Origin of the sequence: Bradyrhizobium betae, assembly GCF_050632175.1 — a bacterium.
Taxonomy (GTDB): Bacteria; Pseudomonadota; Alphaproteobacteria; order Rhizobiales; family Xanthobacteraceae; genus Bradyrhizobium; species Bradyrhizobium betae_B.
In genome coordinates, this window is record NZ_CP192576.1 from 740,491 (window position 1) to 752,706 (window position 12,216).

A 12,216-nucleotide genomic window follows, 5' to 3' on the forward strand; every position below is an offset into this window, starting at 1 on the left:
CGCTTTCAGAGAGGAAACGCCCCCTCCCACAACGCCAGACCGAAACCGGTCACCCCGTATCCGTTGCCGTTGTACGCCAACCACAGGCGATCGCGATGCCAGAATAGGGCCGGGTAGCAAGTCATCTCGCTGTCCCAACCGCGGTCCGAAGCGCCAAGCCCCATCTCACTATCGAGCCGCCTCCAGTTTACCCCATTGTCGCGCGATGCGGCGGCGGCGATGCGATAGCTTGGGCCGCGCGCCGCAAAGCACATCAACAGACTATCGCCAACTTTGGTCACGCTCGGACGCGCCAGTGCGTACTCGGCTTTGTCCGCGAAACCGATCACCGTCTTGCCGTCCCGCGTCCAGTGAATCCCGTCAACCGATCGAGCCTGCTTGATCACGTGCTGCATATCTGCATTTCCGACCGCGGGCGAAACATTTGAACCGTACCACATCCGCCAATCACCAGGACCGAACTGAAGCACGCAGGGGTAGGACAGCGTGTATGGGTCTTCCGGCGAACGATCCAGAATCGGACCGGGCGAATATCGCACGAATGCGCCACCCGGCGACGACGATCGTGCAAGCCCGATGGCATTTCGCCAGGGTGAGCGAATTCCGAGATTCCAGCCCATATAGTAAATCGAAACTTCGCCGTCCGTCGTGACCACGCTGCCCATGCCTATGCCGCTGTCGTCGAATGTACCGTCCTGCCCCGGTGCAAGTATCGGCGCATGCGCTATATCGTGGACGCGAGGAGCATCGCAAACTTCGACATCCACCCATCCGATATGCGAGCGCTTGTCCGCATCGCGCGAACTGAAGAAGAAGCGAAAAATGTCACCTCTCAGATGCACCGGAGTAGGCAGAGCCGCGTGGCTGCGCGCCCAAGGCAACATTCCGTTCGAGGCATAGATAAGACCGAGCCGCCGCCACGACATCGCGATTCTCAAAGACTTCGGAGGCGATTGCTGGGAACCGGAGAGCGCTCGGACCCGCGCGGCGCAACCACCGAGAAGTCCGGCTGATCCTCCAGGACGAGAGCGCCCGCGCCGAGGACGCATTTCCTTCCGATCGTTACATGATCGCGGATCGTCACGTTCACGCCCACGAAGCTCCCCTGCCCCACCCGTACGCCGCCAGATACGACGACATGCGACGCGATGAACACATCATCCTCGATTGTCGAATGATGGCCTATGTGGTTGCCGCTCCATAAGGTCACGTTGGCGCCAACTGTCGCGAACGGCTGGATCGTGTTATCTTCAAGAATGAAGCAATTCTCCTCGAGATCGAAGCCGGGAAACACCGTGGCCTGGCTGCTCAGGTAGCTTACAAGCTCATAGCCCTTTGCTTTGGCGGCAGCGACCTTCTCGGTCCGCACGGCGTTGATCTTGGCATAGCTGACTGCCACGAAGCAGCCAAAGCGGTCGGGCGGGAAGCTTTCGACGACCTCCTCAAAGGCGACGACCGGTCGCCCGCGAAACTCACGCTGCTTCAGAAACGCGGCATCGACTGTGAAAGCGGCGATCTCGCAGTTTGAATCATGCGTGAAATAGAAATCCGCCAATTCGGCGATTTCACCGGTCCCGAAAACAACAATAGGCTGTTTCTGCACGGAATCTCCTACCGTAACCTCGTCTTGCGACGTTGCACGCATCTCAATCGCAAAAGACAGGATCTCTGATGCAGTCGCGCCGGAACCAAGCCTGTAGGACAACCGAGTCCGCATCAACGCCTCAGTCAAACCATCCGGCTCTGCTCTCCATCCTACTCCGAAGGAAACTCCCGCGTCCAACCGGTTTCTTTTGCGGATCAATGTTTTGGCGACTGCCGGACGTGAAGCGATCTTCCGCACGAAGTACGCTTCAGTGATGGATGATGAAGCCGAGCGCGTCCTGATGAAGCGTGGATTGAGGTCCATTAGCATCAGCGAACTCACTGAGGCCCGACGTGACGCCGGTTTCGAACTGGTCGACCGCGGCAACGATCTGCCAGATCGATAATTGCGCGGCTTCGATGCTGCCCGAACTCGATTGTCCACCGGCGTCGGCCGCGAAAACAAATCCATCTTTCGCAACAATTGCGGCCGCTGAGGTATTCGAATGGCTGGGAATGCCGACCGTCCCGTCGCCATTCAAATCCTGCTGGAAGCTGACTTCCAAGCTTTGAAATGCACTGGTATTGCCGGAGCCGGGCATGTAGAAATTACCGGTGTAGTTGCCGCTGGCGTCCGTGCTCCAGACCGAATACTGGCCGGTAGGCGCATTCTTCCACGCCACTTCGTAGCCGTTCGAAACCGCCTCGACACCTAATGGGACGTAGTCGCCGAACTGACCGGGCGTAACAGCGGCTCCCTGATACTTCAGCGTGGGTCCGGTGCCGCCGCCAACCGGACTTAGAAGATAGTTGGCCCCTGAAAGTACCAGAGCGGTCGTTCCAATCGCCTCGATTGCCGACTGAGGGATCCCAATCGTCCCATCACCATTCAAGTCCTGCTGGAAGCTGGTCTCCAGCGTTTGGAACGCTGTGGTGTTTCCGACCCCCGGCATGTAGAGATTGCCTGTGTAATTGCCATTGGGGTCCGTGGTCCAGACTGAATATTGTCCTGTCGTTGTATTCTTCCAGGCGACCTCGTAGCCATTCGAGATTTGCTCAACACCAAGCGGTGTATAGTCGCCGAATTGGCCTGAAGTGACGGTGGCGCCTTGATACTTGAGTGTCGGCCCTGTGCCGCCAGCAATCGGATCGAGAAAGTAGCTGCCTCCTCGAAACTCCAGCGCGGTCGCCCCGATCGCCTCGATCGAGGAAGATATCACCGATCCAGCGAGTCCGATGATGCCATTACCGTTCAGGTCCTGATGGAAGCTTGGCTCCAATGCATCAAAGGCTGAGTCATGGCCCGAACCCGGCATATAGAAATTGCCAGTGTAATTACCGTTGGTATCGGTACTCCAGATCGAATACTGGCCGGTTGTCGTGTTCTTCCATGCAACTTCGTAGCCATTCGAAACCGCTTCGGCGCCGATCGGGATGTACGCGCCGAACTGGCCGAAAGTGACGGCCACGCCTTGATACATCAACTCGTGCGCGCTGCCTCCACCAACAGGGCCAAGAAAATAATGGGTGCCCACCTGATCTAGCTCAATCGAACCGGCGGCCTCGATAACAGCTGTAGTGGGTGCGCCGATCAAGCCATCGCTGTTCAGATCCTGTCCAAAACTGGTCTCGAGATTCTCGAATCCAGCACTATTGCCTGCCCCCGGCATGAACAGGTTGCCGGTGTAATTGCCATTGGCGTCCGTGCTCCAGACCGAATATTGCCCTGTCGCCGTATTCTTCCAGGCGACCTCGTAGCCGCCCGATATCTGCTCGGTGCCGATCGGCGTGTAACCGCCGAACTGGCCGATAGTGACCGCCAGCCCGCCATACTTGAGCGTCGGCCCAGTGCCGCCGGCCGTTGGATTGAGAATGTAGGCGCCCCCTGCTGCACCAGGCTGGTCGTACCGACCGCCTCGATCACGACTGGCGTAACCTGGCTGATGATGGTGGAGCTCGACAGCGTACCATCGACAAACTGGAAACTCTCCACGCCAGTCACTGTGTCCGTGCCATCAGGCGCCCCCGAACGCAAATCAGTGAACGTGAACGTCTGCGTGCTCGAATTGTAGGTGATGCCGTAGTTCGACCGGTTGCCCGAATAAACCGCCGTGTCCGTGCCGGAGCCACCGATGATCGTGTCGTTTCCGCCGGCACCGGTGATCGTATCGTTGCCGCCGCCGCCATTCAGCACGTTGGCGATGGCATTGCCGACGATCGCGTCATTACCGCTGCCGCCGGTGGCATTGTCGATGTAGGAGCGCACGTCGCCGTTGTAGAGATAGGCGTTGTAGACGTTGCCGGACGCATAATGGCCATCGCCGAGATTGGCCAGCTGGACGGAGGAGAACAGCGATGATGCACCGGGATTGAGATTGATGCTCAGATTCGTCGTGTAGTTCGACAGATCGTAGGTATCGACGCCGCCGCCGTCCCAGACCGTCTCGTAGATGCGGTTGGCGGAACCGCCGGCGCCGCCGCCCGGCGCGGGCTGGCCGACGCCGTTGATGAACTCCTGCCCTGTCGTCGAGCTCCAGGTGTAGACGGTGGTCCCGCCCTGTGTGGTGAAGTTTGCGCCGTACAATGTTTGCAGCGCGAGGATATCATTGGCCATGTAGGTCTGCGGATATCCGTAGGCCTCGTTGGTGTAGCCGGTCGAGGTCGAGGCGCCGACATAGCTGCGATAGCTCATGACGGTGTATTCACTGTCGTCATGCGCGCTCGGCACCGCGATATTGGCGGGACCGCCCGTCTCCTGGCTGTGCTTGAGGCCGAGGGCGTGGCCGAGTTCGTGCAGCGCGGTCGTGAAATAGTAGTTGCCGAGCTTGGCCAGCGAGTAATTGTATTGCGTTCCGAACCAAACGTCGCCGCCAGCCGCATAATTGCCGGGGTAATAAGCATAAGAGGTTGGATTGGCCGAAGGCGACTGCGCGATCATGACGTCCGCGCTGCCGGCCCCGTTGTACTGGAAGCTGGCGTTGGTGTAGCCGAGGATCAGTCCGATCGCATAGTTGATCGCCGACTGCATCTGGCTCGGCGCCGAGGCGAAGCCCGAGGTGGTCGGCTCGCTGTGACCGCCGCTGTAGGGATTGACGTAATCGCTGGGCGAGTCGGGGAAGCTGTAGCTGATCGTGCCGGACCACTTGACGCCCGACAGCAGGCCGTCGATATCGGCATTGTTGGTCTTGCTGACGGCGACAGAACTGGCCAAGGGACTCTCCGGAGCAGCGGCTCGCGCGGGCGATTCGAGCGGGGGTGCTTGATTCTAGCTTGAGAGGTAAACGTTTGGCTTAAATTTGGCGTGGGTCTCCCGCCTCCCCCCATAATGCCGTATTAGCCATCCAATCCAGTAGTGATACGGATCAAGGACGCCGGATTGCAGACTCACGGTCCGAGAGGACCTGTAAAGGAACTGATGAAACGAGGCCCATTTGCAGCCGGCCTGTTGGGTGTCCTGGTGGCGCTCGCCGGGCCGGAGCGTCTGCCCATCGGAGAACAGCCTGTCATGGTCGGGAAAGCCAAGGCGGACGACAGCAAGGGCAAGGCGGGACGCGCCCCCGCAATGCCCTTGGCTCGCGATCCCGCCACCGCGGTGGCGGAGGAATATGACGCCGCCCGCCGCACGGGAACGCGGGACGCGTACGAGCTCTTCATTGCGAGGCATGGCGACGACCCGCTCGCGGAGCAGGCGCGTGCCGAGCTGAAGCGCCTGCCGCGCTGACCCCCTCGCGCACCGCAGCAAACGCGCCAAGCACTGCATTTCAACAAGGCGGCATCCGCGCCGACCCAGTTTGCCGCATGACGTTTCGGCACTATGGTAGGCTCGCAATCTGTCCCGGAGCCCCTCACTATGCCCTTTCCGCATGCCTCGGAAGCCCTGTCGCGCTTCACTGTGCTCGATCTGACCCGTGTCCGGTCCGGGCCCACATGCGTGCGGCAGCTGGCTGACTGGGGCGCCACCGTGATCAAGATCGACGCCCTGACCGAGGATTCCGGCGGCGAGCAGCCTGGCGGGCCGCGGCACGGCTCCGATTTCCAGAATTTGCACCGCAACAAGCGGGCGATGACGCTGAACCTGAAGGACGCGCGCGGCCTTGCCGTGTTCAAGCGCCTCGCCGCCAAGGCCGACGTCGTGGTCGAGAATTTCCGCCCCGATGTGAAGAAGAAGCTCGGGATCGACTATGAGAGCCTGCGCGAGATCAATCCGCGCATCGTCTATGGCAGCATCTCCGGCTTCGGCCAGGACGGCCCCTATCATAAGCGGCCGGGCTTCGATCAGATCGCGCAGGGCATGGGCGGGCTGATGTCGATCACCGGCGCGCCGGGCGAGGGCCCGATGCGGGTCGGCATCCCCGTCGCCGACCTCACCGCCGGCCTGTTCTGCGCCATGGGCATCCTCACCGCGCTGCTCGAGCGCGAGGTCTCCGGCAAGGGCCAGTGGGTGCAGACCTCGTTGCTCCAGGCCCAGATCTTCATGCTCGACTTCCAGGCCGCGCGCTGGCTGATGGAGAAGGAAGTGGCAAAGCAGGCCGGCAACAACCACCCGACCAGCATCCCGACCGGCGTGTTCAAGACCTCGGACGGCTACATCAACATTGCCACCACAGGCGGACGGATCTGGGAGCGCTGCGCACAGGCGATCGGCGCGCCGGAGCTCTACAGCCATCCCGATTATGCGACGGCCCCTGCCCGCTCCAAGAACCGCGATGCGCTCAACGCCAAGATCGAGGAACGCACCCTGACCAAGTCGACCGAGACCTGGGTCCGGGAGTTCAACGATGCCGGTGTGCCCTGCGGGCCGATCTATGCCATCGACCAGATGTTCGATGACGCGCAGGTCAGGCATCTCGGCATTGCGCAGGACGTGCCGAACGACGAGAATCGCCACATCCGTCTCGTCGGCCAGCCTGTGACGCTGTCGCGCACGCCGAGCAAAATAGTGGCGCGGCCGCCGGAGTTCGGCGAGCAGACCGACGAGATCCTCGCCGAGTTCGGATTCAGCGTCGATGAGATCACGAAGCTCAGAGACGCCAGGGTTGTATGATGTCGGCCATGCTCCTGCCCGGCTCCATAGGGTAATATAACACCCGAACCAAAGCCTGGGAAATAATGGGATCTGCTTCCTCAGTCGGAGCAAGTGAATGAAAGTCGTAATCCTCGCAGGAGGCTTGGGCACACGAATCGCCGAAGAGACCAGCACGCGGCCGAAGCCGATGGTCGAGATCGGCGGCCGGCCGATACTCTGGCACATTATGAAGATCTACAGCCATTACGGCTTCAATGATTTCGTGATCTGCCTTGGCTACAAGGGCTACATGGTCAAGGAGTATTTCGCGAACTACTTCCTGCACATGTCCGACGTCACCTTTCATCTCGCCGAGAACCGGATGGAAGTGCATCGCGAAACCGCCGAGCCCTGGCGCGTGACGCTGGTCGACACCGGCGAGGAGACCCAGACCGGCGGCCGGCTCAAGCGCGTGCTGCCTTACGTCGCGAACGAACCGTTCTTTGCGCTGACCTATGGCGACGGCGTCGCCGACATCGACTTTGCCGCCGAGATCGCTTTCCACAAGGCGCACGGGCGACGGGCGACGGTCTCGGTGGTGCGCCCGGCCAAGCGCTTTGGCGCAGTCGCGATCGAGGGCGACCGGGTCGTCAACTTCGAGGAGAAGCCGAACGACGACGGTGGCTGGATCAATGGCGGCTTCTTCCTGCTGTCGCCGTCGGTCGGTGATCTCATCGCGGACGACAAGACGATCTGGGAGCGCGAGCCGATGGAGCAACTGGCGCGCGGCGACGATCTGCGCGCCTACGTGCATCCCGGCTTCTGGCACCCGATGGACTCGCTGCGCGATCGCAATTTCCTCGAGGCCGAGTGGGCGGGCAACCGCGCCAAATGGAGGGTCTGGTGACGGCCCCTTCGTTCTGGCGGGGCAAGAAGGTCTTCCTGACCGGGCATACCGGCTTCAAGGGCGCATGGGCCTCGTTGCTGCTGCGCCGCCTCGGGGCCAGCGTCTACGGCTATGCGCTGCCGCCGACGCACCAATCCGCGCTGTTCGTGACGGCACGCATCGCCGACGACATCAAGCACCACGTGGCCGACATCCGCGATCTCTCCGCCTTGCGCGCCGCGATGACGGAGGCCCAGCCTGACATCGTCATCCACATGGCAGCGCAAGCGCTGGTGCGCCCGTCCTATGAGGAGCCGGTCGAGACCTTCGCGACCAACGTCATGGGCACGGTGCATGTGCTGGAAGCGACACGGCAGCTGGCTTGCGTGCGGGTGATCCTGAATGTCACCAGCGACAAGTGCTACGAGAACAATGGCACAGGAGCGGCCTTTCGCGAAGGCGACCGTCTCGGCGGCGACGATCCCTACAGCAACAGCAAGGCCTGCGCCGAGCTCGTGACGCATTCCTATCGCCACAGCTTTTTCAACGGGAAGGGCGCAGCCCGCGTCGCGAGCGCGCGCGCCGGTAACGTTTTCGGCGGCGGCGATTTCGCGCGCGACCGCTTGGTGCCGGACGCGATGCAGGCGTTCCTGGCGGGCGAGGCGCTGCGTATCCGCAATCCCAATTCGGTCCGGCCTTGGCAGCACGCGCTCGACCCGGTGCTCGGTTATCTCGAGCTGGTCGAGCGGCTGGCGGGCGATGAACGTTTCACCGGCGGCTGGAATTTCGGGCCCGATGCCGCGAGCGAAGTGCCGGTTGGGACCGTGGTCGATCATCTGATCGCGCTGTGGGGGGACGGCGCGCGCTGGACCGCCGATGCCGGCCCGCATCCCCACGAAGCCGCCTATCTCAGGCTCGACTGCGCCAAGGCGCGCAACGAACTCGGCTGGACGCCGCGGCTCGATCTGGCGCAGGGCCTGCGCCTGACCGTCGATTGGTACAAAGCACTGCGCGATGGCCGGGACCTGCGCACATTCTCGCTCGATCAACTCGACCAGGTCGTCGGCGCCACCCAGATGGCGTGATTAGCGCAGTGCCAGAATCTCAGCGATGCGTGCCTGCGGGGGTACCGCGTGCTTCAGGTACGCTCCCGAGTGCACCGCCAGGTAGGATTTGAGCAGGACGACGAGCACGAGGACCGCGCGCTCGATCTCGGGCGAAAGCCCGGTTCGGCCGAAGGCCGCCGTTTGCAGGAATGCCCGGTTCTCCATGAAGGTCAGCCAGTACAGATAGTCGTAGCCGGCGATGCCGGCGAACGCGTCTTCCCAGTCGATGACGCGCGGCTCGGTGCCCGCAAGCATGATGTTCTTCGGTCCGAAATCGCCGTGGCAGAGCGCTGCGGGCAGCTTTGGCAAACGTTCTTCGAGCCGAGCGATGAGACGGTGCGTCTCGTCCGCGGTGGCCAGCTCGATCAAGTTGCGATCCGAAAGCATCGGCAGCGCGCGAGCGGCGGAGGCCAGATACTGCTCGAATGTGGGAGTGTGGTCCGGTCGCCAATCGCCGAGGCGTTCGCTGCATTCGCCTGCGATCGCAGCCGCCTCGGCTGGCTGCATCGGGCCGGCCAGAGGCAGCAGCGCCGGCATCAGGAGACAGAGCCGCGCCGTTCCATCCGCGAGCGGAACGTCAGAATCGGTCGAGCACGATGGTGCTGCCGTAGAGCCGCGCAAGCACGTCGGCTTCTCTGGCAAGGCTCGCGCGGGGGGCGTGCCTGGAAGATGCGTCTTCAGAAACCGTTTCTCGCCCGCAATCTCCGCATCGAAGCAGACACCGAGCGTGCCGCCGAGCGCCGGCGTCACGCTGACGGCGCGGCCGGATGATTGTAGATGTTGCCGTAGCGCGGGCAGGACGCGCGCGCGATCGGCGACGATGTCGGGACGGTCGTCGGTTTCGAAGAACCTGATCTTACCCAGCACGATAGAGCGGGCCCAGATAGTCGATCTGGTCGTAGCCGAAATGGCGGGCCAGCGCTGCGGTGCCCTGCGCGATCTGCTTGCGCTCCTCGTTCGAGAGTTCCTGGATCACGGCCTGGTTGTAATCCTTGGTGCTCTTGAGCACGGTTCCCCAGGGGGCGATGGAGTCCTTGATCTCGACGCCGTTCCAGCTCGGATAGAGCATGCTGTCGGCGAAGGGCACGCCGATAAAGCCGGCGGCTTCCGTCATGAACTTGCGCTTGTCCTCGACGAGGTCCTCGTAGCGGAAGATGCGCACGTTGTCCGGATACATCTTGGCGAACATTTCGACGGTCGAGTGATAGATGTTCCAGGTGATCAGGTATTTCGAGAGCGGCTGCGGGAATGGACGGCGCTTGGTGTCGCGATAGGCCGAAAACGGATTGCGCACGATGTGCAGGATGCGGATGTTCGGGAAGTCGCGCACCATGCGGTCGGCGTCGATGCCGATCGCGGGAGAGTAGCCGACATGGACCATGCCCGGGCGCGGCCTGGTGTAATAGTTCTCCCACGCCGCGAAGGTCGATCGGAAGTAAGCTTCGACCACCTGGCGGCGGAAGATCGGTGGTTCGCCCGCGATGCGCGCAAATTCGGCGACGCGCTTCTTCTCGTCCATGACGCAATCGGCGTCGCGGAACTTGGAGCCGTTGCGTTTGCGCAGGAACGTCTTCAGCTCCTCGTCGATCATCTGCTCGTAGAGCTCGACCGCCGTCAGCCCTTCAGGGAATTCGGGATAGCGGTACTGAACGCGCTCGACGGAGGCGAGGAAGTCGTTGAAGTTGCGGTTGCCGAGCTGTGATTCGAAGGGATAGACGAGCAGATCGGGATGGCCATCGAAGTGACGGTGGGTGACGTTTCCGCCGTGCTCGAAGCCCGCTGAAACCATGGCCAGCCTGAAGTCGCTCATGCGTCTGCCCCTGTCGTCAAACGTCGGTTCTGGCCCCCGGTTTAGCCGCGTGCGCCGGATAATCAAGTTCGGAGCGGCCCGCCGTTGACCGAGCCAGGCAACCGATCTACCCGGATGTATGCGTGTTTTTGTCACCGGCGGGAGTGGTTTTTTGGGCTCCTATCTCGTTGCCGACCTGCTGGCGCGGGGGCACGAGGTGGCCGTCCTGTTGCGGCCGGACAGCGACCGCCAGCGTCTCGGGGAGGCCTATGACCGCCTGCACGTGATTCCGGGCGCCCTGGAGCATCTGGAAGGGCTGCGCGGTGCCCTGGCGGCCTTTGCGCCGGACGCGGTCGTGCACATGGCCTGGCGCGGCGTTGCGGGCAGCGACCGCAACAGCCCGGTTCAGGCCGCGAACGTCGCCGATACAGTCGGACTCGCCGTGCTCGCCGCCGACGCCGGCGCCAGAATTTTCGTCGGGGCCGGATCGCAAGCCGAATACGGCCCCTATGATCGCGCGATCCGCGAGGACGACATCCCTCGGCCGACGACGCTTTACGGCACGGCCAAGCTCACGGCCGGATCGATGGCGCTGCGCTTGTGCGAAGAGCGGGGACTGCGCGCGGCATGGCTGCGGATCTTCTCGACCTACGGCCCGAAGGATGCGGATTACTGGCTGATCCCGAGCATGATCCGGAACCTGCGCTCGGGACAACATATGGCTCTGACGGCCTGTGAGCAGCGCTGGGGTTTTTGCACGCGCGTGATGCGGCTGCGGCCTTCCGGCTCGCGATCACGCAAGCGGCTGCGAGCGGCATCTTCAACGTCGGCAGCCCGGAGGCGCCGCCGCTGCGCGCGACGGTGACGCGGCTGCGCGATCTCGTCGATCCCGGCGCAACACTGGGGTTCGGCGAGTTGGCGTACCGGCCCGATCAGGTTATGGTTCTGGCCGCTGACGTTTCGCGCATGCTCGCGTTGGGCTGGAAGCCTGAAGTGTCGTTGGACGAAGGACTACGCGAAACGGTCAACTGGCATGGCACGACCACCTCTTCCCACAAATCGTCCTGAACCGAAGGAGTTTGCGCGGCGCATTCGCGCGCACGCACTGCGCATGGTGCACGCCGCCAAGGCCTCGCATATCGGCGGCTGCCTCTCGATGGCGGACATCCTGGCGGTCCTGTACACGCGAGATCCTGCGCCTCGATCCCGCCGAGCCGCAAAGTCCAGGCCGCGACCGCTTCGTGCTCAGCAAGGGCCACGCTACGGCGATCCTGTATGCCACGCTCGCCGAATGCGGTTTCTATTCGCTGGCCGAACTCGACACCTATTGCCGTGACGGATCGATCTTCACCGGGCACGTCAGCCATGCCGTTCCCGGCGTCGAGGTCTCGACCGGCTCGCTCGGCCATGGCCTGCCGATCGCGATCGGCATGGCACTCGCGGCCCGCTCCGCGGGTGCCGGCAGCCGCGTATTCTGCCTCCTCAGCGACGGTGAATGCGACGAGGGCTCCAACTGGGAAGGCATCCTGTTCGCGCCTCACCACAAGCTTTCCAATCTCTGCGTCATCGTTGATTTCAACAAGATCCAGAGCTTCGGCATCGTTGCCGAGGTGCTGAACCTGGATCCGTTCGCCGACAAATGGAAGGCGTTCGGCTGGCATGTCGAGGAGATCGACGGCCACGATGTCGTCGCGGCTCGAGCGGGCGCTTGGCGCCGTGCCTGTAACATCTTGCCGGCCGACCGTGGTGATTGCCCACACCGTAAAGGGCAAGGGCGTGAGCTTCATGGAGAACAAGCTCGAATGGCATTACCGTTCGCCGTCCGATGAACTGCTCGCGCAGGCGC

General features: G+C 62.6%; 12 protein-coding genes and 1 pseudogene. 7 read left to right on the top strand and 6 right to left on the bottom strand.

The window, feature by feature from the left end:
- Positions 1-5: 5 nt before the first annotated feature.
- The 4 genes and pseudogenes from ACQ86E_RS03765 to ACQ86E_RS03780 all read right to left on the bottom strand — a co-directional run.
- Positions 6-926 carry a hypothetical protein gene (locus tag ACQ86E_RS03765; RefSeq protein ID WP_431204254.1) on the bottom strand — a complete coding sequence of 307 codons (921 nt, stop codon included), beginning with the start codon at positions 924-926 and terminating at the stop codon, positions 6-8.
- Positions 927-934: 8 nt separating this feature from the next.
- Positions 935-1,915, bottom strand: coding sequence for an acetyltransferase (locus tag ACQ86E_RS03770; RefSeq protein ID WP_431204255.1), 981 nt, complete (start codon positions 1,913-1,915; stop codon positions 935-937).
- Positions 1,854-3,458, bottom strand: coding sequence for a hypothetical protein (locus ACQ86E_RS03775; protein WP_431206389.1), 1,605 nt, complete (start codon positions 3,456-3,458; stop codon positions 1,854-1,856). Before ACQ86E_RS03775 ends, ACQ86E_RS03770 begins: the two co-directional genes overlap by 62 nt.
- Positions 3,459-3,730: 272 nt before the next feature.
- Positions 3,731-4,612, bottom strand: a pseudogene (locus tag ACQ86E_RS03780) (M10 family metallopeptidase); the annotation flags it as partial.
- Positions 4,613-4,999: 387 nt separating this feature from the next.
- On the opposite strand from ACQ86E_RS03780, the gene ACQ86E_RS03785 reads away from it, so the two are divergent.
- From ACQ86E_RS03785 to rfbG, 4 genes are all read left to right on the top strand, one after another.
- Positions 5,000-5,305 (top strand): hypothetical protein, encoded by a 306-nt coding sequence (locus ACQ86E_RS03785; protein WP_431204256.1) that lies wholly within the window; start codon positions 5,000-5,002, stop codon positions 5,303-5,305.
- A 129-nt stretch (positions 5,306-5,434) separates the two neighbouring features.
- Complete coding sequence (locus ACQ86E_RS03790; protein ID WP_431204257.1) at positions 5,435-6,628, top strand: CaiB/BaiF CoA transferase family protein; 1,194 nt, start codon at positions 5,435-5,437, stop codon at positions 6,626-6,628.
- Positions 6,629-6,725: 97 nt separating this feature from the next.
- Entirely contained in the window at positions 6,726-7,496 is a 771-nt protein-coding gene (gene rfbF, locus ACQ86E_RS03795) for a glucose-1-phosphate cytidylyltransferase (protein WP_431204258.1), read from the top strand.
- Positions 7,493-8,560 (top strand): CDP-glucose 4,6-dehydratase, encoded by a 1,068-nt coding sequence (gene rfbG / locus ACQ86E_RS03800; protein ID WP_431204259.1) that lies wholly within the window; start codon positions 7,493-7,495, stop codon positions 8,558-8,560. The genes rfbF and rfbG overlap by 4 nt, the downstream gene beginning before the upstream one ends.
- Here the strand turns inward: rfbG and ACQ86E_RS03805 are convergent, their stop codons facing one another.
- Positions 8,561-9,331, bottom strand: coding sequence for a phosphotransferase family protein (locus tag ACQ86E_RS03805; protein ID WP_431204260.1), 771 nt, complete (start codon positions 9,329-9,331; stop codon positions 8,561-8,563).
- 106 nt (positions 9,332-9,437) lie between these two features.
- Positions 9,438-10,391, bottom strand: coding sequence for a sulfotransferase family protein (locus ACQ86E_RS03810; RefSeq protein ID WP_431204261.1), 954 nt, complete (start codon positions 10,389-10,391; stop codon positions 9,438-9,440).
- Between the two features lie 151 nt (positions 10,392-10,542).
- Between ACQ86E_RS03810 and ACQ86E_RS03815 the strand changes: the two genes are divergently transcribed.
- The 3 genes from ACQ86E_RS03815 (at position 10,543) to ACQ86E_RS03825 (ending at position 12,199) form a co-directional block, all read left to right on the top strand.
- Positions 10,543-11,235 carry an NAD-dependent epimerase/dehydratase family protein gene (locus ACQ86E_RS03815; RefSeq protein ID WP_431204262.1) on the top strand — a complete coding sequence of 231 codons (693 nt, stop codon included), beginning with the start codon at positions 10,543-10,545 and terminating at the stop codon, positions 11,233-11,235.
- Positions 11,232-11,438, top strand: coding sequence for a hypothetical protein (locus ACQ86E_RS03820; protein WP_431204263.1), 207 nt, complete (start codon positions 11,232-11,234; stop codon positions 11,436-11,438). The genes ACQ86E_RS03815 and ACQ86E_RS03820 overlap by 4 nt, the downstream gene beginning before the upstream one ends.
- Before the next feature lie 173 nt (positions 11,439-11,611).
- A complete protein-coding gene (locus ACQ86E_RS03825) occupies positions 11,612-12,199 on the top strand; it encodes a hypothetical protein (RefSeq protein WP_431204264.1) in 588 nt (195 codons plus the stop codon).
- Positions 12,200-12,216: the final 17 nt, after the last annotated feature.